General features: G+C 66.8%; 22 protein-coding genes, 1 tRNA gene and 1 pseudogene. 7 read left to right on the top strand and 17 right to left on the bottom strand.

The genetic code is table 11. The features are described 5' to 3' along the window. Nucleotides 1-21: 21 nt before the first annotated feature. The 10 genes from lnt to E3T34_RS09900 form a co-directional block, all read right to left on the bottom strand. Nucleotides 22-1566 carry an apolipoprotein N-acyltransferase gene (gene lnt / locus E3T34_RS09945; RefSeq protein ID WP_241977386.1) on the bottom strand — a complete coding sequence of 515 codons (1545 nt, stop codon included), beginning with the start codon at nt 1564-1566 and terminating at the stop codon, nt 22-24. 9 nt (nt 1567-1575) lie between these two features. Further along, entirely contained in the window at nt 1576-4029 is a 2454-nt protein-coding gene (locus tag E3T34_RS09940) for an RNA helicase (RefSeq protein WP_134342886.1), read from the bottom strand. 9 nt (nt 4030-4038) lie between these two features. Then, nucleotides 4039-4791: a twin-arginine translocase subunit TatC gene (gene tatC / locus E3T34_RS09935; RefSeq protein ID WP_104102077.1), complete on the bottom strand. Its 753-nt coding sequence runs from the start codon at nt 4789-4791 to the stop codon at nt 4039-4041. 47 nt (nt 4792-4838) lie between these two features. After that, complete coding sequence (tatA, locus tag E3T34_RS09930; protein ID WP_134342885.1) at nt 4839-5060, bottom strand: twin-arginine translocase TatA/TatE family subunit; 222 nt, start codon at nt 5058-5060, stop codon at nt 4839-4841. After that, nucleotides 5053-5400, bottom strand: a complete 348-nt coding sequence (locus tag E3T34_RS09925; RefSeq protein WP_134342884.1) for a hypothetical protein — start codon at nt 5398-5400, stop codon at nt 5053-5055. The genes tatA and E3T34_RS09925 overlap by 8 nt, the downstream gene beginning before the upstream one ends. Continuing rightward, on the bottom strand, nt 5401-6396 hold the full coding sequence (locus E3T34_RS09920; protein WP_134342883.1) for a YafY family protein: 996 nt from the start codon (nt 6394-6396) through the stop codon (nt 5401-5403). Further along, the gene (locus E3T34_RS09915; RefSeq protein ID WP_241972945.1) at nt 6393-7454 is read right to left on the bottom strand and encodes a YafY family protein; all 1062 of its coding nucleotides are present in this window, start codon (nt 7452-7454) and stop codon (nt 6393-6395) included. Before E3T34_RS09915 ends, E3T34_RS09920 begins: the two co-directional genes overlap by 4 nt. Before the next feature lie 34 nt (nt 7455-7488). Further along, nucleotides 7489-8457 (bottom strand): FKBP-type peptidyl-prolyl cis-trans isomerase, encoded by a 969-nt coding sequence (locus tag E3T34_RS09910; protein ID WP_104102087.1) that lies wholly within the window; start codon nt 8455-8457, stop codon nt 7489-7491. A 79-nt stretch (nt 8458-8536) separates the two neighbouring features. Then, a complete protein-coding gene (locus E3T34_RS09905) occupies nt 8537-9568 on the bottom strand; it encodes a tRNA (adenine-N1)-methyltransferase (RefSeq protein ID WP_134342882.1) in 1032 nt (343 codons plus the stop codon). A gap of 26 nt (nt 9569-9594) precedes the next feature. Further along, nucleotides 9595-10299 carry an HAD family hydrolase gene (locus E3T34_RS09900; RefSeq protein ID WP_370247858.1) on the bottom strand — a complete coding sequence of 235 codons (705 nt, stop codon included), beginning with the start codon at nt 10297-10299 and terminating at the stop codon, nt 9595-9597. Nucleotides 10300-10396: 97 nt separating this feature from the next. On the opposite strand from E3T34_RS09900, the gene E3T34_RS09895 reads away from it, so the two are divergent. Further along, a complete protein-coding gene (locus E3T34_RS09895) occupies nt 10397-11341 on the top strand; it encodes a proteasome assembly chaperone family protein (RefSeq protein ID WP_241972944.1) in 945 nt (314 codons plus the stop codon). Here the strand turns inward: E3T34_RS09895 and mshC are convergent. The 3 genes from mshC to E3T34_RS09880 are packed head-to-tail and all read right to left on the bottom strand — an operon-like array spanning nt 11338 to nt 14830. After that, nucleotides 11338-12618 (bottom strand): cysteine--1-D-myo-inosityl 2-amino-2-deoxy-alpha-D-glucopyranoside ligase, encoded by a 1281-nt coding sequence (gene mshC, locus E3T34_RS09890; RefSeq protein WP_134342880.1) that lies wholly within the window; start codon nt 12616-12618, stop codon nt 11338-11340. The two genes, E3T34_RS09895 and mshC, sit on opposite strands and share 4 nt — an antisense overlap. Nucleotides 12619-12631: 13 nt before the next feature. Further along, nucleotides 12632-13486 (bottom strand): undecaprenyl-diphosphate phosphatase, encoded by an 855-nt coding sequence (locus tag E3T34_RS09885; RefSeq protein ID WP_134342879.1) that lies wholly within the window; start codon nt 13484-13486, stop codon nt 12632-12634. A gap of 18 nt (nt 13487-13504) precedes the next feature. Then, a complete protein-coding gene (locus E3T34_RS09880) occupies nt 13505-14830 on the bottom strand; it encodes a M20/M25/M40 family metallo-hydrolase (protein WP_134342878.1) in 1326 nt (441 codons plus the stop codon). Between the two features lie 116 nt (nt 14831-14946). Here E3T34_RS09880 and E3T34_RS09875 point away from each other — a divergent pair. Next, nucleotides 14947-15029: transfer RNA gene (locus tag E3T34_RS09875), tRNA-Leu, on the top strand. A gap of 500 nt (nt 15030-15529) precedes the next feature. Here E3T34_RS09875 and E3T34_RS09870 read toward each other — a convergent pair. The 4 genes from E3T34_RS09870 to E3T34_RS09855 form a co-directional block, all read right to left on the bottom strand. Beyond that, nucleotides 15530-15838 (bottom strand): hypothetical protein, encoded by a 309-nt coding sequence (locus E3T34_RS09870; protein WP_104102102.1) that lies wholly within the window; start codon nt 15836-15838, stop codon nt 15530-15532. A 398-nt stretch (nt 15839-16236) separates the two neighbouring features. Further along, complete coding sequence (locus E3T34_RS09865) at nt 16237-16737, bottom strand: CarD family transcriptional regulator (RefSeq protein ID WP_104102105.1); 501 nt, start codon at nt 16735-16737, stop codon at nt 16237-16239. Between the two features lie 134 nt (nt 16738-16871). Continuing rightward, entirely contained in the window at nt 16872-17897 is a 1026-nt protein-coding gene (locus E3T34_RS09860) for an agmatine/peptidylarginine deiminase (protein ID WP_134342877.1), read from the bottom strand. After that, nucleotides 17894-18886, bottom strand: coding sequence for a nitrilase-related carbon-nitrogen hydrolase (locus E3T34_RS09855; protein WP_134342876.1), 993 nt, complete (start codon nt 18884-18886; stop codon nt 17894-17896). Before E3T34_RS09855 ends, E3T34_RS09860 begins: the two co-directional genes overlap by 4 nt. 74 nt (nt 18887-18960) lie before the next feature. Here E3T34_RS09855 and E3T34_RS09850 point away from each other — a divergent pair, with 74 nt between their 5' ends. The 5 genes and pseudogenes from E3T34_RS09850 (at nt 18961) to E3T34_RS09830 (ending at nt 22771) form a co-directional block, all read left to right on the top strand. Next, on the top strand, nt 18961-19647 hold the full coding sequence (locus E3T34_RS09850; RefSeq protein ID WP_134342875.1) for a TetR/AcrR family transcriptional regulator: 687 nt from the start codon (nt 18961-18963) through the stop codon (nt 19645-19647). Between the two features lie 249 nt (nt 19648-19896). Further along, nucleotides 19897-20007 (top strand): annotated as a pseudogene (locus tag E3T34_RS16520) (xanthine dehydrogenase family protein subunit M); the annotation flags it as partial. A gap of 49 nt (nt 20008-20056) precedes the next feature. Continuing rightward, a complete protein-coding gene (locus tag E3T34_RS09840) occupies nt 20057-20854 on the top strand; it encodes a VWA domain-containing protein (RefSeq protein ID WP_241977385.1) in 798 nt (265 codons plus the stop codon). Further along, on the top strand, nt 20854-21594 hold the full coding sequence (locus tag E3T34_RS09835) for an SRPBCC family protein (protein WP_134342874.1): 741 nt from the start codon (nt 20854-20856) through the stop codon (nt 21592-21594). Before E3T34_RS09840 ends, E3T34_RS09835 begins: the two co-directional genes overlap by 1 nt. A gap of 34 nt (nt 21595-21628) precedes the next feature. Further along, on the top strand, nt 21629-22771 hold the full coding sequence (locus E3T34_RS09830) for an XdhC family protein (protein ID WP_134342873.1): 1143 nt from the start codon (nt 21629-21631) through the stop codon (nt 22769-22771). Nucleotides 22772-22773: the final 2 nt, after the last annotated feature.

Genomic DNA, 22773 nt, shown 5'->3' with positions numbered 1-22773 from the left:
CGCCGCCTGAACTGATCAGGATCACATGCTACGCGCCCGATTCCGTCGGGCGCGTAGCGCGTTACGAGAGCACAGTACAAACCCGGCAAGGCCGAGGCCGCACACCAGCCACTCGATTACCCGTCCCGCAGCCATCGCGGGGGTGACCGTGTCGCTCAGGGGAACTGACTGCACCATCGCTCCGGGCAGCCAGGTCGGCAGACTGTCGAGCGTGGCACCATCCGGCGTGATGATGGCGCTGGTGCCCACGGTGGAGATATTCACGACCGTGCGCCCGGCTTCGATGGCTCGGAGTCGCGCGATGGCCAACTGCTGCACGCTCTCGTCGGTGCGGCCGAAGTCGGCGTTGTTCGTCTGGGCAAGGATGATCTCGGCTTTGTCGTCGACCATTTCCTGAACGAGCTGGTCGTCGGCGATATCGAAGCAGATGGCGAGTCCCGCCACGATCCCGTTGATGTCGAAAACGTTGTCCCGGGTGCCGATGGCGTAGTCGCGCGCGACCAGGTCGATCAGCTCGGGAGCAAATGGCCGCCAGAACGCACGGTCCGGCATGTACTCCGCGAAGGGCACCGGATGCACCTTGTCGTAGATATCGACGGCGCCCTCCCCCTCCTGCCACAGCAGAGAGCTGTTGTAGATCTTGTTGTTCCGCTGCGTTATCGCTCCCGCGATGATCGGGACGCCCATCCGGCGGCTGAGGAAGTCCAGGTTCTTGGCGGCATCCGTTGAACGAAGGGGGTCGATGTCGCTGGCGTTCTCCGGCCACACGACGAAGTCGACCTCCTCGTCGATGACGGCCAAGGTCGCCGAAGTGTGATCCGCCAGGATCTGCCCCGGTGAGTAGCGCGCGAACAGACCGGCATCCGATGCACCCTGGATGGCAGCCAGACGCACCTCCCCCGTCTGTACCGTCGGCCAGGCCGGTACGACCAATACGACCGCGATCGTCCCTGCGGCGATGCCTGAGCGCACGGTGAGTCGCACCGGGGTTTCGCGGAGCAACTGCAGAGCCAGGGCGCAAAGCCAGACCAGGACGAAGCTGAGCCCCGACATGCCGACCCAGGCCACCAGTGAATTGAACGGGCTCTCGGACTGGGAGATGGCCACCCTGCCCCAAGCGAATCCGCCATACGGCCATACCGAGGCGAGTGCTTCCCGCGCCGTCCACAGCCCAGCCACGACCACCGGCACTACGCCGAGGCGGCCCAGGCTGGTCGGCCACACCCGCGGCCCCGTTTCGAGCACGACACCGATCAGCGCCAGGCTGATACAGAAGAATATGGTTTGCAAGCCGGCCAGTGCCAGCCAGGGCACAGGTCCGAGATAGAGCGTCAGCCAGCTGATGTGGATCAACCAGAACGCTGATCCGGCCACCAACCCGATGAGCAGGCCGGACCAGAAACCACGCCCCAGTAAGGCGAAGAGCATCAGGAAGACTCCGACCAGGGCCAGAATCCACCACGACCGATCGGGAAACCCGGCGTCCAAGATCGCGCCGGCCGCCGCGGCGAGCAGCATAGCGGCCGGCAACGGGAGGGCCAATGGCCGAAGGGTCCCCGAGATCACGTCATCAGCCTAGGCGACTGACGAGTAGGCCACGATCCCACGGCGGATCGCATCCATGGCCTTGCGAGCGGTGCGGCCGACGGGGTCGTCGGCCACGACCGAGAGCTGATCCAGAAGGTCGATGGTCTGCTTCGTCCAGCGCACGAAGTCGCCCGCCGCCATCTCGGCCTCATCCAGGACGTCGATGAGCGAACCGGCTCGCGCCCACTTCCATATCGCCAGGCTGAGTCCCACCGCGAGGGGGTTGCTGCCGGGAAGCTTGTGATCGCGTTCGAGATCATCGAGGCGGCTCCACAACTCCTGGGTCTCGTGCAGGGCCTCGCGGAAGGCGCCCTTGGGCAGGTAGCGTTCGTCGATCAAACCCTCTTCGCGGCGGGGTTCGAAAACGAGAGCGCAGGCCATGGCGGCGAGACCCGCTGGGTCGAGGTCGTTCCACAGGCCCCGGCGCAGCGATTCCGCTACCAGGAGGTCACGGTCCGCGTAGATGCGCCGCAGGATCAGGCCGCTCGGGCTGAGCGTGGCCGTGCCGTCGGGGTTCTCGAGGAGATAGCCGTAGCCCATGAGAACTTCGGTCACCCGGTCGAAGACGCGTGCGACGGCGCCGGTGCGTGTCGTAATCTGCTGGGTGAGGGTATCCGTGTCTCGCCTCAGCGTCCACCAGCGCTGTGCCCACCGTGCGTGCTGCTCGCGCTCAGGGCAGCTATGGCACGGATGCTCGCGCATGCGCTTACGCAGGCTGCCGAGTTCGCGCTGGCGGCGCTCGCGCGCCGCACGGGCGCCGGTCTCCCCCGCCGCATTTTGGCGCTCGACGTCGGTGAGATTGCGACGGATGGCGGAGTATTCGGTGAAGTCGCCCAGGTGGCAGACCATGGATTGTGCGAACCCGGTCAGTGACTCTTCCTGTTGGCGCACTCTGCGTGCCAGGTCGACGACCGCCCGATCGGCCTGGAACTGGGCAAACGAGGACTCGAGGACCTCACGCGTGCGTTCCCGACCGAACTGGTCGATCAGGTTGACGGCCATGTTGTAGGTCGGCTTAAAGCTGGAATTGAGCGGGTAGGTGCGTCGAGACGCGAGTGACGCCACCGTCTGAGGGTCGAGTCCGGAAGCCCACTGGATCACCGAGTGGCCCTCGATGTCAATGCCGCGCCGCCCGGCCCGACCGGTCAGCTGGGTGTACTCCCCCGGGGTGACCGGCACTCTCGCCTCGCCGTTGAACTTCTCGAGCTTGTCGAGCACCACCGTACGGGCCGGCATGTTGATGCCGAGCGCCAGGGTTTCCGTGGCGAAGACGGCCTTTAGGAGCTTCTTCTGAAACAGCTCCTCGACGACCTCCTTGAACGCCGGAAGCAGCCCGGCGTGGTGGGCGGCGACACCCCGCTCGAGGCCGTCGAGCCACTCGAAGTAGCCGAGCACGCCGAGGTCTTCGTCGAGCAGCGTACGGCAGCGCTCGTCGACGATCTGCCGGATCTCCTCGCGCTCCTGAGCGTCGGTCAAGCGCACGCCGGCCCGCAGTACCTGGCGGACCGCCTGGTCGCAGCCGACTCGGCTGAAGATGAAGAAGATCGCCGGGAGCAGGTGTTTGCCCTCGAGCAGCCGCACGATGTCGGAGCGGTCCATCCGCCCCGGTTCGAAACCGCCACGCGGCTGGGTCCCCCGGCCGCGGTCGCGGTCGCCGCCCCGGCGTCCGTTCGCCGAGCGGACGCCGGGTGCGCGCCCGCCCGACTGGGCCAGCCGCACCAGCTCCGGGTTCACCCGGTGGGTCCCGGCCAGGCCGGCTGCGTCAAAGAGGTCGATCATTTTGCTCTTGACCAGCACATGTTGTTCGAGCGGAACCGGCCGCTCTTCGGAGACGATGACATCCGTTTCGCCGCGGACGGCCTGCAGCCAGTCGCCGAATTCTTCGGCGTTTGAGACCGTGGCGCTGAGCGAGACCAGACGTACGTCCTGGGGCAGATGGATGATGACCTCTTCCCAGACGGCACCGCGGAACCGGTCGGCCAGGAAGTGGACCTCGTCCAACACGACGAAGGCAAGGTTTGTGAGGAGGTCCGAATCGGCGTAGAGCATGTTGCGCAGCACTTCGGTCGTCATGACCACGATGCGGGCCTGCGGGTTCACGTTCGTGTCGCCGGTGAGCAGGCCCACGGCATCCGCCCCGTATTCTGCGACGAGTTCCTGAAACTTTTGATTGCTCAGCGCCTTCATCGGGGCGGTGTAGAAGACCTTCTTCCGTGAGCTCTGCATTGCCAGATAGATCGCGAACTCGGCGATCAGGGTTTTGCCGGCACCCGTGGGCGCGGCCACAAGCACGCTGTTACCGTCCTCGAGAGACGCGCAAGCGGCCAGCTGGAAGGGATCCAGTCCGAAGCGGAGCCCGGTGCGGAATGACTCCAGGCGGGGCCGGCCGGCGCGGGCTCGGGAGGCGGCATAGCGTTCCGCGGGCGATTCAAGGTTGGTCATCGGATGCGCTCAGAGCGCCAATTCCTGTTCGAGGGAACGGGCGCGGCGGGCGGCACGTCGATCGTGGAGGAACGCGATTCCATAGGCGGCGAAGTAAAGCAGGACCATAGGGATGGCAAGAAGGAACATCGAGATCACGTCGGCAGCGGGGGTGGCGATCGCGGTAAACAGCGTGATCAACAGCACTGCGATCCGCCAGGATTTGATGATCGACTGAGCACTGATCACTCCGGCCAGGTTGAGCAGAACGATGAAGACGGGGAGCACGAATGCCACACCGATCGCGATCATGAGCTTCAACACGAAATCGAGGTAACTTTGCGCGACGATGAGAGCGGCGTCTTCCTTGGGTGCGAAACTCGTCATCAGTCCGACGATGTTCGGCAGAACGAACCATCCCGCAGCGCAGCCCGCCAGGAACAGCGGAATGGCGGTGAAGAGGAAGCCGAAGGTGTACTGCTTTTCGATGCGGGTGAGGCCGGGAACCAGGAACGCGAAGATCTGGAAGAGCCAGACCGGGCTGGACACGACGAGCCCCACGTAGAAGGCGATCTTCAACTTCAGGTCAAAGGCACTAGTGATGTCTGGGTAGTTCAGCTGAGCCGTGCGGTCCTGCGCCTCGATGATGGCGTAGATCGGCTCGCGCAGGGCGTCCCACACGAAATCGGACAGGAACCAGCCGACGATCGCACCAACCAGTATTCCTGCCGCAGCGAGGAAGAGACGCTTGCGCAGCTCTAGCAGATGTTGGCCCAGCGACATTTTTCCATCAGTGGCCGTGCGCCGAGGGATTCGCCCCGCCACGGGACTTACGATTTCGTCGTCGGGTCGGCTGTGCCGGCGGCCTTCGAAGAGTCCTCAGCGCTGCCGGTGGTTTCGGCGTCTTCTTTATCGCTCTTGATCTCGTTCTTGAAAATCTTCATGGACTGCCCGAGGCTGCGGGCGAGGCCGGGAAGCTTGGGCGCACCGAACAGAAGCAGAACGATGACGAGGATGATCAGGAAGTGCCATCCGGTCAGGTTGTTAAGCATCAGTATCTGTCCTCTGGGTCAATGGTTGAGTTATAAACAGTTTACCTCTGGCGATCGAGGAATCCCGCCGCCGCTGTCGACGTTGCGCCCGGTCACGCTGAAACAGTTCGAGAGCGCGGTAGAGGTCGGCGGGCTTTGTGAAGACGGCCGGTTGGAACCGGTCCGACGGCGGCATCTCCTGCCCCCGGGTGACGTCAGCGACAAGATCGCCGAGTTCTTGAAGGGCCTCCAGTGTGGCCATGACCTTCTTGAACAGGGCGAATCCGAACCAGGCCAGCATCGCGAGCAGGCCGAGCACCAGGCCGATCCAGATCAGTGCCCACGACCACCACGGCATCATCTACTCCCCCGCGTCTGTCGGTTCGGACTCGTCGTAGCGGGCCACGCCGGCGGCCGCCCACTCGCGCACGACCGCGCGCGCCTCGGCCGGGTCAACCACTTCCACGACTCCGGCGAGGCCGGTGACGAGGCGTTTGAGGCCGTGATAGTGAGCCACTTTGAGTGTCCTCCGCACGCGGTCCCCGTGTGCGCCGGGGGCGCCGTATGGTGCGTAGTCTGCGAGCAGCGGAACGGCAGACGTCGGGAGTTCAACCGTCACATCCTGGTCGGACGCGGAGCCCTCGAAGAGGGTCTCGGTCGGCACAGCATCGGCGGACCGGGGGTTGGTCGGCACGTCGGTCACGTGCAGATCGCTCATTCGGTCGAGGCGAAAGGTGCGGGCCGCTTCGCGGAGGTGGCACCAGCCGCGCAGGTACCAGTCCCGGTCCACAGACTGGATGCGCCACGGGTCGACCCGGCGCAGTTCATTCTCGCCGCGGGCATTCAGGTAGTCGAACTCGATCTGTACTCCGCCGCGGACCGCGGCTTGCACGACCGAAATACTGCTGCGGGCATCCGTGCCGGAGACGGCAACTTGGCTGGGAGCCGCTGAGGCGCTGCGGGTGAGTTTCGCCATCAGCGACGCGATCGCGTCGACGTCGGCATTCTCCGGTAGCGACGACAGGTATTGAAGGCCGGCGATCAGCGCGGCGGCTTCTCGGGCGGAGAAGCGCGGCGAGTCGTCGATGGCCACGAGGTGGGTGAGCACGATGAGGTCGTTCGTTTCGAACTCGTCCCAATGGATATCGAACAGGTCGCCGTGCAGGTACTGGCGGGTTTCCCCGGGGATGCCGGAAACCGCGATGAGATTGACCGCGTCCCGCACCCGGTCAGGCGACACCCCGAAGTGCGCGGCGACGTCGGTCACGCTGATGCGGTCATGGTCCATCAGGAAGGGAACCAGCGCCAGGAGGAAGGTCAGCTTGTCGGATGCTCCGAGTGCCGGACCGCCGTTCATTCGTCGGCCGCCGTCGTGGTATCCGGGTGCACATTCAGATCGAAATCGGTGTGGGCATCCCGCACGGTGATCAGGCGGGACCGGACCGCCGTGCGCAGGGCCGCGGGCGAGTGCACCAGAACCTCCGGGCCGTAGCCGGCGAGCTCGTCGGCGAACACGTTGAGATCGGTGAAGTTCAGGTGGAGAGCGGATGCGTCCGCGTTCGTTCGAATCTCTCCCGGGGCGACTCGTTTCGACAGTCTCACCGCGGCATCGCTGCCCGGCCGGGCGGCGATCACGGCGATGTTGGCGGTCCACAGCGCCTCGAGCTCGCTGAGCGCTTCCTGCCCCTGACCGTCACCGTGCGCCACGAACGAGGCTCCGGGGACCGTCACCACCGGGCCCACGATCCGGGAGAGCAGGTACGTGCGGGTTGCCGCAGCATCCTGGTCGGTGCCGAACAGGTGCCATCGTCCGTCGTGCAACACCATGGCGCGGGGCTCGACCTGACGGCGGCGCGCCGCCGCCTCGCCGGGCTTCAGATAGAGGAATGCCACAACCTGACCGCGATCCATTGCCTTGCTGAGCGGTTCGAAGGACGCCTCCCGCACGCGCAGGGACGGCGAGTAACCGAGCACGGGATCGCTCGAGTCGATGCCCAGCGCATGCAGTTTAGTCATCGCACGCCTGGACTCCGCAGACAGGGAGCCCTCCCGCCAGACCGTCGCGGCAAGCTTCAGCAGCATGAGCTCGTCCGGACTGAAAGTCACGTCCGCCGGAAGCTCGTAGAGTCCCTTGGGGATGCGGTAGCGCAAATGGTGGTTGCTCCCGGGATCGTCCGGCGGCTCAACCACCTCGAGCGGAATGCCCAGTTCGCGGATGTCGTCTTTGTCTCGTTCGAACTGCCGCTCCAGGCTCGCGTTGTCTCCGCCGGGGAGATAGCGCTGGCGGTACCCCTGCACGGTGGACAGAATATCGGCCTTGGTCAACCCGACTTCCGTTGCGATAAGCGCAAGTACCAGGCTGAACAGGCGTTCTTCTACCGAAACACGGCTGTTCTTTTCAATGGTGGACGGCACGCTGCGAGTCTATCCGCCGCTTGCAGGCCGAGACTTAGTTCACGCCGAGGATATCGACGACGAACACGAGCGTTGAGCCTGCGGGGATCTTCTGCGAGGCCTCATCACCATAAGCCTGATCGGCCGGGATGACGGCGATGACCTGCGAACCGACAGTCTGCCCGATGATGGCCTGGGCGAACCCGGGGATCAGCCCGCCCTCGGTCTTCGAACCGTCCACGATCAGGAACTCGGCCGGTTTCCCGGTCTGCCAGCTGGAATCGAAGACCGTGTTCTCGTTCCAGAGCACGCCCGTGTAGTGCAGGGTCGCAGTGTCGCCTTCCGCGACCTGCTCGCCATCGCCCTTCTTGAGGACGCCGATCTGCAGCTCGGTCGGCGGCTCACTCGACGGAATGGTGAGGCCGGGGGTTCCATCAGTCGCAAGGACAACGGACGGAAGCCCGCTCGCGACCGACTGGTTGGCGCCGTTGGCCCGGAGCAGGTTGGCTCGCACGACGTCGATCACGAAGACCAGCGAGTCGTCGGCGCCGATGCCACTGTTGGGGTCTCCGCCGGCCGGACCGAGCCCGTCGTCCGGGGAGACGATGAGAGCCAGCCGGGATCCGACCTGGGCGCACTCCAGGCCCATCGCCAGGCCCGGGAGCGACTGTTCGTCGTCCAGGACGATGCTGGCCTGGTTGACCCCGTCGTACTCTCCCGCGCTGATCAACGCACCCGTCGTACCGTTGTAGAGGCTGAGGTCGAGCTTGACCAGCTGATCCGGGACGAGACCGGCACCCGTGCCGGCGATGATCTCACTGGCCTGGGTGGAGTCCGTCTTCAACGGGGTCGGGAAGTCCACCGTCGGCGCGGAGCCGAATTCGCCCGACACCGACACGAGCTTCGACGCTGCCCCCTTCGTGACCGGCGCCTGGCAGTCTGCGGCGTCGACGGGGGTGCTGCAGCCGGTGAGGACCGCGACCAGCAGGCCAGCGGAAGCGATGAGTGCAGGAGCTCTACGCACGGGATCTCATTTCAGTGTGGGGCAGGCGATTATGCGGGACAGGGGCAAATTCGGGGCCGGATGACAGGCCGAAACAATCCTAACGGGCGTTGGGTGCGAGGTCGTCGGGTTCGCCCGCGTCGAGCCCGCGAGCCTTCGAGATGGCCGCGCCTGTCTCGGCCATCCGCACGCGCTTGCGCATGACCTTCGAGCTGACACTGCGTTCGCCGAGGGCGCCCGGCGTCCAGGCCTCCACATCGGCATCGGAGAAGTCGGTCTTCGACGGACGGCGCTTCAATTCGGGAAGAATCGTGTCCGGGGCGAGACGGCGGGCCGTGATCAGGAAACCCGTGTGCCCGATCATCCGGTGATCGGGCCGCACGGCGAGACCCTCGACGTGCCACCCGCGAACCATGGTCTCGTTCGAGTCCGGGTTCGTGTAGAAAGCGGTCGCACGAATGGCCTCGGCCACCCGCGAGAGTTGGGTCACCGTGGCCACGTAGCAGAGCAGCACTCCGCCTGGCTTGAGCGCGTCCGAAACAGAGCCCAGGCACTCCCAGGGCGCGAGCATGTCGAGCACGACCCGGTCCACGCTCTGGGCCGGCATCGTGTCGGGGAGGGTATCGGCGAGGTCGCCGAGCGTGATGCTCCAGTTGGCGGGATCAGACCCGAGAAAGGTCGCGATATTGTCACGGGCGACATCCGCGAACTCGCTGCGGCGTTCGAATGAGGCCAGCCTCCCGGCGGGGCCGATGGCGCGCAGCAGCCAGAGCGACAGGGCGCCGGAACCGACGCCGGCCTCCACCACAGTCGCCCCCGGGAAGATATCGGCCTGCGCGATGATCTGGGCGGCGTCCTTGGGATAGATGATGGCAGCGCCTCGCGGCATCGACATCACGAAGTCGTTCAGCAACGGCCGCAAGGCGAGGTGCTCCACGCCGACGTTGTTCGTGACGACCGAGCCGTCCGAGACACCGATGACGTCATCGTGCGCCAGGATTCCCCGGTGGGTGTGGAAGACCTTGCCTGGTTCCAGGGTGATCGTGTTCAGTTTGTTCTTGGGTCCGGTCAGCTGTACCCGGTCGCCGATCCGGAAGGGTCCACTGTTTTGGATGACCTGATTGTCGCTCATGCGTGCGTTACGTCCTTGCTCTCGGGTCAGTGTGGGTCGGTCGGGGCCGGCTTGCGGCCGAGGGATCCGCGACGGGCGGTGTACAGCGAGGTGAAACCGTGCAGAGTGCGACCGGCGAGGGTCGGCCAGAGCTCGTAGTGCGCACTCTCGGGCAGGGAGACCATGTGCGGGACGCCGACGACGACGGCCCCGGATGCCACGGCGGCCGCGATGCCCGGAATGGAGTCCTCGACCGCGATGCAGTGCTCGGGGTCGACGCCGAGCAGCCCGGCAGCCGTCAGGTACGCCTCTGGATGCGGCTTGCTGTTCGTGACCATATCGCCGGCGATAATGGTGTCGAAGGCGGTGAATCCGACAAGTTCGGCGATCTGTCGTGCCATCCGCTGCTGTGACATGGTGACCAGCGCCATGGGGACGCCGGCGGTCTTGAGCTCGGCGAGCAGCTCGAGCGCGCCGGGCCGCCACGGGGCACCGCAGGTTCTCAGGAGTTCCTGGACACGGCTGGTGAGCCGGTGCACGATGGCGTCGCCGGCCAGATCGACGCCCCGATCCTGCAGGATGACCGCGGAACCCTCGAGGCCGGAACCGACCAGCAGCATGGCGTCGCTGTGGGACCAGACGCCGCCGAAGGACTCGACCAGTTCCGTCTCGGCCCGCATCCAGTACGGCTCGGAGTCCACGATGGTGCCGTCCATGTCCCAGAGCACGGCCGCAGGCAGGGGGGAATTGATTCGGATCGCGTTCACGGAGTTCAAGTGTAGGGGGCACCGCCTATCCTTGATGGATGGTGCGCCGTGCGGGGCACCCCGTCGAAAGAGGTTTCGGACAGTGACAGAGGCTAATGGGTTCCTCAACGGTCGCCTCCTGGTGGTGGCGTTCGAGGGTTGGAACGACGCCGGCGAGGCGGCGACCGGCGCCGTGGGCACCCTGAAAGATCTGCTGGATGTCTCCCCGGTCGCGGAGATCGACCCAGAGATCTACTTCGACTATCAGTTCAACCGGCCCACCATTTCGGCCGGCGGCGAAGACGGCCGGCGCAAACTGGAGTGGCCGGGTGCGGTACTCTACGGACCGACGACCCCCGCCGAGGCCGGGGCTCCCCTGGCCGACGACGCCCAGCTGCGCGTCAGCGGCACGAACGCCGGAAACATCTATCTGCTCCTTGGAACGGAACCGTCCCGCAGCTGGAAGGGATTCGCCGCAGAGATTCTCGACGCCGCCCTCGCCGCGGATGTCGGCGGCATCGTGTTCCTCGGGGCGATGCTGGCCGACGTTCCTCACACCCGGCCTATCTCCATCTTCGTCTCCAGCGACAACCCGCAGGTACGAGCCGAACTTCAGGTTGAGCGCAGCACCTACGAAGGCCCCGTCGGCATCCTGAGCGTGCTCGCGATCGCCGCGGAGGAGGTCGGCATTCCGACCCTGTCGATCTGGGCGTCCGTCCCCCACTACGTGCACAATGCGCCGTCGCCGAAGGCGATGCTGGCACTGATCGACAAGCTTGAGGAGATCATCGATGTCGTCATCCCGCGCGGCGACCTGGTGAGCGAGGCCGATGAATGGCAAAGCGGCATCGACACGCTGGCGGCCGAGGACGACGAGATGGCGGCCTATATCGGGCAGCTCGAACAGGCTCGCGACACGGTCGATTCCCCGGAGGCCAGCGGCGAAGCGATCGCCCAGGAATTCGAGAAATACCTGCGCAAGCGCGGCGATGGCCGGGACGGCCCCGGCGAGGGGCGCCCGCCGACCGACTCGCCCCGCCAGCCCTAAAGAGCCACGCCGAGCAGCGCGTCGACCGCGCGGGCCAGCAGTGCCGGATCGTCGACTCTGTCGGAGTCGGCTGCGGCGGCATCCACGACCGCCAGCGCGCTCGGGGTGTCGAGGTCGGCGGCGAGGGCGGCCCGCAGCCGTTCGATGACCGCGTGCGTGTCGAGGGTTCCGGCCGTGCCCGCTGTCCCGAAGGCCGCGGTCCAGGTCGCGAGGCGGGCCACCGCCGCCCGAAGGTGCGCGTTCGTCCACTCCCAATCGGCGCGGTAGTGCTGGTCGAGCAGGGCCAGGCGGATTGCTCGCGGGTCGGTTCCCGCGGTGCGCAGTTTGGACACGAGCACCAGATTTCCGAGCGACTTGCTCATCTTCTCGCCCTGATAGGCCACCATGCCGGTGTGGCTGTAGACGCCGGCCAGCGGATGCCCGGATAGGGCTGCCGCGTGCCCCGCACTCATGTCGTGGTGCGGGAAGATCAGATCGCTGCCGCCGCCCTGCACCGTGAAGTCCGTGCCGAGTTCCTTCAGTGCGATGACCGAACACTCAATGTGCCAGCCCGGACGGCCGGCGCCGACGCGCGACGCCCAGGACGGTTCCCCGGGGCGGGCCGAGCGCCAGAGCAGCGGGTCGAGGACGTCCCGCTTGCCGGGACGGGCCGGGTCTCCCCCGCGTTCGGAGAACAGGGTGAGCATGGCCTCGGAGTCGAGATTGCTCTCGTCGCCGAGCGTCCACGAGGTCGCGCGCTGCGCGGCCTCAATGTCGAAGTAGATGTCGGAACCGGCGGCCGCCGTCGGCTCGGGCGCGCCTGCGGCGGCCGCGTCCACGGGGACCGGGTACGCGAGGCCGGCATCCCAGAGCTGGGCCACGGCATCCGCAATCTCGTCGATGACCTCGGTGACGGCGACATAGTCGTTTGGCGGGATGATCCCCAGTGCCTCCATGTCGGTGCGGAAGAGGTTCACCTGCGACTCGGCGAGAACCTCCCAGTCGACGCCGGTGGCGGCGGCTCGCTCGAGGAGCGGGTCGTCGACATCCGTCACGTTCTGGGCGTAGTGCACCCGATAGCCGCCGTCCAGCCAGACCCGCTGCAGAGTGTCGAAGGCCAGGTAGGTGGCCGCATGGCCGAGGTGCGTGGCGTCGTAGGGGGTGATCCCACACACGTACAGCCGGGCGACGTCAGTGGGTTTGGCCTCGATCAGGGCCGCGGTGGCGGTATCGTGCAGCCAGGGTGCGCCGGACTGACCGGGGAGTTGCGGAATTTCGGGTCGTCGCCAGGCACGCATCCTCCCAGCCTAACTAGGCGGAGATGGTGTTCGTCACCAGCAGGCCGATCAGCACGAGGCCGAGCACGATGCGGTAGATCACGAACGGCAGGAAGCTACGTCTGGAGATATAGCTCATGAAGAACTTGATCACGAACAGGGCGACGACGAAGCCGATGACCGTGGCCGCCAGGGTGTCCCACGGGCCGAAAATCTCCGGGGTGCAGTTTGTCGCACCCTCCAGGCACGGCTTGACGATCGATTTGTACACCTGGAACAGCCCGCTGCCGAGAACGGCCGGGATGGCGAGCAGGAAAGCGTAGCGGGCGGCGGCGGCGCGCTCGTACCCCATGAACAGGCCGGCGGTGATCGTGCCTCCCGAGCGGGATACGCCGGGGATCAACGCGAGGGCTTGGGCGAAGCCATAGACGATGCCATGGGGCACGGTGAGGTCGCCCAGCCGGCGGCGATTGGCCCCGACGTAGTCGGCGATGCCGAGCAGGAGGCCGAAGCCGATCAGCACGCTGGCGGTAATCCACAGGTTGCGGAGCGAGGACTCGATCTGGTCCTGGAAGAGCAGGCCGAGCGCCACGATGGGCAGCGATCCGAGGATGATCAGCCAGCCCATCCGCGCGTCCGGGTCGGCGCGCGGAACCTTGCCGACGAGGGACTTGGACCACTGCCCGATGATGCGCACGATATCGCGCCAGAAGTAGATCACCACGGCAGCCTCGGTACCGATCTGGATGATCGCGGTGAAGCGGGCTCCCGGGTCACCTCCGGTTCCTAGGAATTCCCCGACGATACGGATGTGGGCGCTGGAGGAGACCGGGAGGAATTCGGTAAGTCCCTGCACGAGTCCCAGGATGAGTGCGTCGATGAAGTTCACGAAATGCCCTTTTGCTGTTCAGTAGTTCGAGAGCAGGTCGGTCAGGACCTGCCTGCCAAACACTAACGCGTCGAGAGGCACCCGTTCGTCGACCCCGTGGAACATCGCCGGGAAATCGAGGTCGGCGGGGAGCTTGAGCGGGGCAAAACCGTAACCCTTGATCCCGAGGGTGCTGAGGGCCTTGTTGTCCGTGCCGGCGGAGAGCAGGTAGGGCAGCACCGGAGCGCCCGGATCGTGTCGGCCAAGGGTCTCGACGACCGCGTCGACGAGGGGCCCGCCGAATTCTGTTTCGAGACCGATGTCGCGGTGCATGATCACGATCTCGATGTCGGGGCCGACCAGCGCGGCCACTTCGGCGAGTACGGAATCCTCGTCGCCGGGCAGGGTGCGGATGTCGATGAGCGCCTCGGCCCGGTCCGGGATGACGTTGTGCTTGTACCCGGCGTGCAGAACGGTGGGATTGGTCGTGGTGCGCAGGCTCGCTTGGATGAAGCCCGATGCCGTGCCAGTGGCGAGGGCCAGCTCGTCGGGACCAACACGTTGGGGGTCGACGTCGAGCACCCGTGCCAGCTCCGCCAACAGCTGGGTGGTGGTCTCGGTCAGACGGATCGGCCACTCGCGTCGTCCGACCTTGGCGACAGCCTCGGCGAGCCGGGTCACGGCGTTGCTACGGATCAGCCGGGACCCGTGGGCCGCCTCGCCCCGCGCCACAAGCTTGATCCAGATCAGCGCCTTCTCGCCCGTCTGGAGCAGGTAGGCACGCTGACCGCCGAGCGTGATCGAGTAGCCCCCGACCTCGCTGATGGCCTCGGTGGCGCCCTGGAAGAGCTCCGGACGGGTGTCGACGAGGTAGTGTGAGCCGAGCACTCCCCCGGCCTCCTCGTCGGCGAAGAACGCCACGATCAGTTCACGGGCCGGTTCCTGGCCGGAGCCGAGGATGTTTTGGAGCGACGCGAGCATCATGGCGTCCATGTTCTTCATGTCAACGGCTCCGCGGCCCCACAGGAGGCCGTCCTTGATCACGCCGGCGAACGGGTCCACCGACCAGGCCTCCGGGTCAGCGGGAACGACGTCGAGGTGGCCGTGGACCACCAGCGCCCCGCGGCTGCTGTCACGACCCGGAACGCGCACGACGACACTCGTGCGGCCCGGTTCTGAATCGAACAGCTGCGGGGCGAGGCCGAGAGACCGCAGGTTCGCCTCGACGTACTCGGCGGCATCCGTTTCGCCGTTCGAACGGCCCTCGCCATAGTTGGTCGTGTCGAAACGGATGAGGTCGCGAGCGATCGTGGCCGTGAGGTCCAGTGCAGCGTCGGCCGGCGTGTTGTCAGCAAAGGAAAGCATGCGTGTCACGCTACCGGGCCTCGCCGCCGGCGGGCGACGGTGGGCGCGGCTGGAGGGCCTCGAAATCCGTGCTAGATTACATATTCGGTGGCCGGGAACGGCCGCTGGAACACTCGGCCCGGGTGGCGGAATGGCAGACGCGCTAGCTTGAGGTGCTAGTGCCCTTATGGGCGTGGGGGTTCAAGTCCCCCCTCGGGCACAGAAATTAGATTCGGATCATTCCGACTCGTCATGTGGAAATAGGTCGCGACAATCGATACCGGTTGCGCGGCCTATTTTTTTATGGTCGAACGTTTCTCCGGCCGGAACGCAGTCTCCTCGCCATCACCCCGTATCGGAGGTCCGCCGGCGGCAGCCTCACCGCCGACATGCTCGGCGCCGCCCGCTTTCCCCGCAGGCGATCGCCACTGAAGAACTGGTTGGTGCCACCTACTGTCAACCGATCATCGGCTCCTCTCCCGTGCGCGCCTGGATCGCACACCTCATGCCGGCGATCCTCGACGGGACCGTCGATCCCGGAGGGTCTTCGACCGCACGGTGAACTCCGACGCATCCCCGTCGCCAACCGTGACGGGGCAACCGCGAAGCCGTCACGATCATGATGGCCCTCTGACCGGCCGCGTCGCGGCCAGAGGTCAGCGACCAAGGGAAGATCGTAGGGGCTGTGCTCGCAGTTGCCCGAGGTCGCGGCTTGGCAGCCTATTCCTCAAACGTCACGTTGCCGCGGCAGGCTTCGCCCGGGCTGGGCACCAGATCCTTGAAGCCGTGGCTGACGAACCGCCCGTAGCTCTGCACGCGCCCGTCCGTGACGAAGTCGTCGTTGAATTGGGGCGGCTGGTTTTCCTCAGCATCGGGGAGGTCCCGGCCCGAATAGGCGCACGCCGAACTCGCGTTCGTTGCGCCCGGGACCGGACTGCCATTGCCACTGGTCTCGCCAGCCTGAGCCGAAGTGGCGCCGACGAAAACAAGTCCGAGTGCGACAACGCACCCCAGTACCATGCGTTTCATGAGTAATCCTCTCAACAAGGGACGACCCGCCTGGCATCGGGTGAGCCAGCGTCCCGCCCCACCTTTGCGGAAGATACTCCTCGGTGGCTATCTGGACAACGGGCGTAAGACACATTCGGAGAGCCATCCATGACCGCGCGAACCGCTCGTTCCCCTCAGGCAGGCCAAGAGCCGCAGCCGCATCCGCATCCGACTTCGAGGAGTCGGTCGACGGTCTTCGGCCGCAATTTCTCGACCAGGAGCCGGTATTAGTTCTCCTGCACCTCGTCAGGGATGTACCGGGACGCGGAAAGCACGGGCGGCGGTAAATCATCGACGGCCCGAGCACCCGCTCGTGGAAGGCATCCGACACGTCGTCGTGTCGGTGGATCGCTTGGGCGTCGAACCGCCGCGCGGGGCTAGACCGCTTCGGTGAGGGCTCCGGAGAGAACCTCGTCCAAAGCCAGGACGGTGTCTTCCGGCGATGTGCCGAGCGCCAGCGCCAGCTCAGACTCGAGGAGTTGACGGGACTTGGCGAGCATCCGCTTCTCACCGGCGGACACGCCGCCGTCCTGTTCGCGGCGCCACAGGTCCCGGACGACTTCGGCGACGCGCGTCACGCTGTCACTCGCCATCTTCTCTTGATTCGCTTTGAACCGGCGGCTCCAGTTCGTTGCTTCCTCCGTGAACGGCTCGCGTAGAACCTTGTAGACCTCTTCCAGCCCAGCGGCATCGATGACGTCACGCACTCCGACAAGCCCCGCATTCGCGATGGGAAGTTGGATTGTGAGCTGCGACGAATGCACGCGCAGCGTCATCGCCGGCTGGGCGACGCCCTTCAGCGTTATGGTGGAGAGCTCGGTAAGGGTGACCGCACCGTGGTGCGGATAGACGAGGGTTTCCCCAACGATGAACTTCAAACTGACTCGATTCAGATCGTGCTGCATGCGGCGTCCCGGTGGCGCCGACTAGCCGAATTCCCGGCGGCCAACCTGTCAATCGTGCCACAGTCCCCTGAACGTTCACCTTGCGGCAGCAAGCGTGGCGCGGCGTACTACCCGGCCGATGGCTGCTGCTGGGTGATGCAGTGGATGCCGCCGCCGCGCGCGAACAACGGCCGCGCCTCGACCGACACGACCGTTCGGCCCGGATACGCCGCGGCCAGGATCTCCCGGGCGACCTGGTCGGCCCGTTCCTCGCCGAAGCCGCAGGCGATCACGCCGCCGTTGACGACGAGGTGGTTGACGTAGTTGTAGTCCACGAAGCCGTCCTCGTCCGTGAGTGCGGCCGGTGCCGGCAGGTCGACGATGGTGAACGGCCGGCCCGCCGCATCCGTCTCCTCGGCGAGAACGGCGCGGAGCTGCCTGGTCACGGCATAGTCCGGGTGGGCCGGGTCGTTCTGCGCGTGTATCAACACCGTTCCGGGCGACGGGAGGGCGGCCACCATATCGACGTGGCCGCGGGTTCCGTAGCGCTGCTGGTCCCGGCTCAGGCCGCGCGGCAGCCAGACCAGGCGGGTGGCGCCGAGGGTACGGGCGAACTCGGCCTCGATCCTCGCCCGGTCGACGTAGGGGTTCCGGCCCGGATCCAGTTGAACGGTCTGCGTGGCCAGCACCGTTCCCGCGCCGTCGACGTGAATGCCGCCGCCCTCGTTCACGAGCACCGAGGAGATCGCACTCGCGCCAGAGGCGGCGGTGACGAGCCTGCCTACCTCCATGTCTTTGCCCCAGCGCGCCCAATCCTGGGCACCCCAACCGTTGAATGCCCAGTCCACCGCCCCCAGCTGCCCGTCATCACCCAGCACGAAGGACGGGCCGATGTCGCGCATCCAGGCGTCGTCAAGTGGTGCCTCGATGATTTCGATTTCCGCGGAGAGGTACCGCCGAGCGGTCGCCACCTCGGCCGGGTCGACGACCATGGTGACGGGTTCGAATTCGAGGACCGCGTGGGCAACCGCGGTCCAGGTGCCGCGCGCCTCGTCGGCGGAATACGCATCCGGGCCGAGCGTGTAGCCGTCCACCGGGAATGCCATCCAGACCCGGTCCTGCGGCGCGGTCTCCGCCGGCATCAGCCAGGTCACGACTCCCCCGACGTCACCATCGCACCGAACGGATGAGCCGGGTCGACCGGCGTGGTCAGCCCCGCATAGCTGTCCGGCCGTCGGGTGGCCAGGAAGGGAAACAGCGTGAGCCACTCCTCCCGTTGTGCCAGGTCGAGGTCGGCAACCAGCACCGCGGACTCGTCACGGGGAGCCTGCACGAGCACACGACCGTAGGGGTCAGAGATGAAAGAGGAGCCGTAAAAGGTCAGGTCGCCCTCGTCGCCGTGACGATTGGGCACCACCATGAAGAGGCCGCTGGTGATCCCGTTGGCCACGATCACCTGCCGCCAGAGCGGTTGGGTGTCGAACGCGGGGAAGCCGGGCTCCGAGCCGATCGCCGTGGGGTAGACCAGCAGCTGGGCGCCACCGAGGCCGTACAGCCGCGACACCTCGGGGAACCATTCGTCCCAGCAGGTGGGCAGCCCGATCCGGGCACCGCCCAGTTCCTCCGGCGCATAGACGGGATACGCGTCCTCGGCTGGGCCCGGTCGGAACCAGGTGTCCTCGTAGTAGCCCTCGGTGACCGGGATGTGCAGTTTGCGCGTGCGACCGAGCAGCCGACCGGTCGGCGAGACCAGGATGGCCGTGTTGTAACCACGCGGGTCCTCCGGTGCATCCTCTGCGTCCGGTCTCTCGTAGAGGGAGGCGTGCACGACGACGCCGTGCAATTTGGCCTGCTCAGCCGCGAAGGCGAAGGTCGGTCCGGTCAGCAGGTCCTCGGCCGTCAGCTTCGGCACACCCTGTGCCCGTGAGTTGCCGGGGTATTTGCGCAGCGTCAGCTCGGGCAGGAAGGCGACGCGGGCACCCTGATCGGAGGCCAGACGGATGCCCTCGGCCAGCTCCGCGCGCAGCGTGTTTTCGTCGACGTGCCAGCGGTGCTGCACGAGCCCGACCCGGAGCGGCGGCCGGGCCTCGCCCGACGTGCGGGTCAGCGGTTCGGCGATGCCGGGCGCGTTGATCACGAGCATGACGAGACCTCCCTGCGGAATAATTGATCACTTGATCAATAACCGTTGGCTAAAGATATATAGACTCAGGTTTCATGTCAACCGATCCGAGCGCATCGCGGCGCAAAGCACCGATCGAGCGGGCGGCGGAAATCGCCCGCGCCGCCCGGGAGATCGCCCTTGACGAGGGCTTGTCGGCCCTCACACTGCGTGCGGTCGCCTCCCGGATCGGGGTGACCCCGGCCCTGGTCAGTCACTACCAACCGAGCATGGACTCCCTGGTGGCTTCCACTTTCGGGGCGATCGTGGCCGCCGAGATCGGCGAGGTGGCGGAGGAGCTGGCGCCCTGCGAGACAGCCGTGGCGGCCCTGCAGACGCTGATCGACACTCTGCTCGGACCCGAACGCAGCACCGTGACCGCGGTCTGGCTCGACGCCTGGAGCCTCGGCCGACGCCACCCTGCGCTCGCCGTGGAGGTGGGCGTTCAGATGGACGCCTGGCAGGCGTTCCTGGCCGTCCTGCTGCACACCGGCTGCGCGCGCGGCGAATTTCGGGCGATCGACCCGGACGCCGTCGCCTGGCAGCTTTTGGCGATCATCGACGGGCTGAACGCGCACGCCATCGTGCGCTACGGCCATGCACAGCGGCTGCGCGGTCTCGTGCGCACCGTCGCCGAACACGAGCTGGGGCTGCGCTCCGGGGCCCTCGGGCCCGGGGACGACTCCGGCCGCCGACCCGAACCTGACCATCCCCCGGCACCGATCACCGTGCCTGTATGCTGAGTACAGACTTCCGGTCATGGTTCTGCTGTGAACGGACGGGCGCTGGTTGAGACAGTGCATGAGGCCCCGGCGATTCGTCGCCGGGGCCTTTCCCGTTGCGGGACCGCCACTGAACCCTCGACGTTCTCCGCTGCGGGACGGTCGCTCCCGGCGGCCGACTCCCCGGCGGCCCGGAGGCGTCCCGATTCGCGTTGACAACCCGGCGGCCCCGGAGCGCTATGTGACACGATTCCAGCTTCTCTCGACCATGTGCGCGCCAGCACGGTCGACGATGCGATCACCCGACTCGAGCGCCATGGTCCGGAGTCCCGGGTCATCGCGGGCGGGCACAGTCGTCAGCCGATGATGGAGCTCCGTCTGGCCAGACCCGAGTGGCTGATCGTCATCAACAAGCTCTTCGAACTGGACTTTGTGCTGCGCGATCGCGGCGGACCAGGCGCCGCTGCTTCAGCCGTCGGTCCTGGCTCCGGACGAGGTCGCCCAGATGCGTCGCCTGGTGCGCCGGATCGCCCTCGCCACGCCGGAATGCGTCAGCAGCCGCACCTGGAAGAGCTCCCGGAGCGCCCCGAGGCTGGACCTGCGCCGCACGGTCAGGGCGGCGCAGCACAGCGGCGGGGAACCGGTGCGCCTGGTCTACCGGCGCCGGCGCACGCGACTGCGCCGTTTGATCCTGCTGTGCGATGTGTCCGAGTCGATGGAGCCGTACACGCGGGTTTTCCTGTCGCTCCTGCAGGGCGCGGTCGCGGAGGCCGAGGCCTTCATCTTCTCGACCGGATTAACCCGGCTGACCCGTCAGCTCGCGGCGCGCGACCCGGACCAGGCTCTGGCACGGGCTGCCACCAGCACCCAGGACTGGGCAGGCGGCACCAGGCTGGCAGAAAGCATCCGCCATTTCACGGATGCCTGGGGTCGACGTGGCCTCGCCCGCGGGGCCGTCGTCGTGATCATCTCGGATGGGTGGGCGCTGGACGACCCGGAATCGGTGCACACCCAGATGGCCCGCCTGCGGCGCCTGGTCTACCGCATCATCTGGGTCAACCCCAGGAAGATCGCTTTGCACTACCAGCCGGTGGTGGGCGGCATGGCGGCCGCGTTGCCCTTTGTCGACGCGTTCGTCAGCGGGCACAGCTATGCGGCCCTGGCAGAAGTTACGGCGGCGATTCGCACCGACCGTTCGTACCCACACGAGAATACGAGGACCCGTTGATGCACATCAACAGCACGTTCTCCGTCGTCGCACCGATCGACGAGGTGTGGAAGACTCTGATGGACTTCGAACGTGTCGCCGGCTGCGTTCCGGGGGCACAGGTGCTGAACAAGCTTTCGGATGACGCCTATCAGGTCGGAATGAAAGTGAAACTGGGTCCGGTGACCATTCAGTACAGAAGTCAGATGACCGTTCTCGAACGCGATGCGACCGCGCACCGCGCCGTGTTCGAGGGGCGCGCTCAGGAGACCCGCGGCCAGGGCACGGCGCAGGGTACGGCCACCCTCACCCTCGTCGAGGCGGAGGGCGAGACCCAGGGCACGGTCAGTGCCGAGGTGGCGCTTTCCGGCAAGGTGGCCGCGACGGGGCGCAGCATCATCGGCAGCGTCACGGACCAGATGATGGCCCTCTTCGCCGAGAACCTGCAGGCCATGGTCACGGGTCCGGCTCCGGAACCGGCGGTGCCTGCTGCCGGGGCCACGACCGGGAAGACCGCCGAGACGGTCAGTGGGACGGGAACCGCGACGGCTCCGCCCGCCGCACCGCCGGCCCGGCCCCTCATCACGACGGCGCCTACCTCCCGGGCGCCGCAGCCGCCCGCCGAGACCAGCCTGAACGCCCTCGATCTGGCCAAGGGCATCGTGGTGGATCAGCTCAGCAGCCTGCCCAGGCTACTCGGCGTGATCGCAGCGGTGGCGTTTGTCGCCTATTGGATCGGCCGCCGCGCCGGCGGTCGGTAGACCCGGATGAGCGAAACCGGAAGGGTCACCACCTGTGCGTGAGGTTCTGAACCCGCTGCTGACGGGATGGCAGGCCGGCGGCATTGCCGGCCTGGCCACCGTCGTGCGCACCTTCCAGTCCGCCCCCCGGCCGGCCGGCGCGTCGATGCTGGTCACCGCCGACGGGGAGGTGGTCGGCTCGGTCTCCGGCGGCTGTGTCGAAAGTGCCGTCTACGACCTCGCGACCCAGGTGATCGAGGATGGGCGGCCGGTGCTGGTGCGCTACGGCATCAGCGACGACGACGCCTTCTCCGTTGGTCTGACTTGCGGCGGCATCCTCGACGTCTTCGTCGAGCCAGTCAGCCAGGTGAGCTTCCCGGAGCTGGCCGCTGTGGAGCAGGACATCACCGGATCGGCCCCGGTAGGGGTCGCGACCGTGATCGCGCACCCCGATCCCAGCCGTCTGGGCCGACACCTGATAATCCGGCCGCACGGCTTCGACGGCGATCTGGGCTCCGAACGGGCGAACCGGGCTATCGGCGACGATGCTCGCGGGCTGCTGGCCGCCGGACGCAACCGCACCCTCACCTACGGTCCCGACGGTGAACGACGCGGTGAGGGCATGCGGGTCTTCGTCAACAGCTACGCCCCGCGCCCACGGATGCTGGTGTTCGGCGCCATCGATTTCGCGGCCGCCCTGGCCCGGCTGGCTTCCTTCCTCGGCTACCGTGTCACCGTCTGCGATGCCCGCGAGGTCTTCGCCACGCCGGCCCGGTTCCCGGAGGCCGACGAGGTCATCGTCGGCTGGCCGCACCGCTACCTGGCCGAGCAGGTCGCGGCCGGGCTCGTGGATGAGCGCACCGTCGTCTGCGTGCTCACCCACGACCCGAAATTCGACGTGCCGCTCCTCAAGGTGGCCCTGACCCGCGGCCCATTCGCCTACATCGGTGCGATGGGGTCTCGGCGCACTCACGAGGACCGACTGACCCGGCTCCGCGAGGCAGGTGTGGGCGAGGCGGAGCTGGCAAGGTTGCACAGCCCCATCGGGCTGGATCTCGGCTCCCGAACCCCGGAAGAGACGGCCGTGTCCATCGCCGCGGAGATCATCGCCGAGCAGTGGGGCGGCACCGGAGAGCCGTTGGGCAGCCTGGCCGACCGGATCCACCACGACGACCTGGACGAGCCGACCTCGGTGTAGCC

The organism is Cryobacterium sp. TMT1-62 (assembly GCF_004403145.1).
Lineage (GTDB): Bacteria > Actinomycetota > Actinomycetes > Actinomycetales > Microbacteriaceae > Cryobacterium > Cryobacterium sandaracinum.
The sequence above is the reverse complement of the archived record's forward strand: the minus strand, read 5'-3'. Positions and strand labels throughout refer to the sequence as shown.

Bases quoted from the DNA above. Each gene is read 5' to 3' on its own strand.
- E3T34_RS09940 (WP_134342886.1), bottom strand. From the start codon at position 4,029: ATGACCAACCTTGAATCGCCCGCGGAACGCTATGCCGCCTCCCGAGCC.
- tatC (WP_104102077.1), bottom strand. From the start codon at position 4,791: ATGTCGCTGGGCCAACATCTGCTAGAGCTGCGCAAGCGTCTCTTCCTC.
- tatA (WP_134342885.1), bottom strand. From the start codon at position 5,060: ATGCTTAACAACCTGACCGGATGGCACTTCCTGATCATCCTCGTCATC.
- E3T34_RS09925 (WP_134342884.1), bottom strand. From the start codon at position 5,400: ATGATGCCGTGGTGGTCGTGGGCACTGATCTGGATCGGCCTGGTGCTC.
- E3T34_RS09920 (WP_134342883.1), bottom strand. From the start codon at position 6,396: ATGAACGGCGGTCCGGCACTCGGAGCATCCGACAAGCTGACCTTCCTC.
- E3T34_RS09905 (WP_134342882.1), bottom strand. From the start codon at position 9,568: ATGAGCGACAATCAGGTCATCCAAAACAGTGGACCCTTCCGGATCGGC.
- mshC (WP_134342880.1), bottom strand. From the start codon at position 12,618: ATGCGTGCCTGGCGACGACCCGAAATTCCGCAACTCCCCGGTCAGTCC.
- E3T34_RS09880 (WP_134342878.1), bottom strand. From the start codon at position 14,830: ATGCTTTCCTTTGCTGACAACACGCCGGCCGACGCTGCACTGGACCTC.
- E3T34_RS09870 (WP_104102102.1), bottom strand. From the start codon at position 15,838: ATGAAACGCATGGTACTGGGGTGCGTTGTCGCACTCGGACTTGTTTTC.
- E3T34_RS09855 (WP_134342876.1), bottom strand. From the start codon at position 18,886: ATGCTCGTGATCAACGCGCCCGGCATCGCCGAACCGCTGACCCGCACG.
- E3T34_RS09850 (WP_134342875.1), top strand. From the start codon at position 18,961: ATGTCAACCGATCCGAGCGCATCGCGGCGCAAAGCACCGATCGAGCGG.
- E3T34_RS09835 (WP_134342874.1), top strand. From the start codon at position 20,854: ATGCACATCAACAGCACGTTCTCCGTCGTCGCACCGATCGACGAGGTG.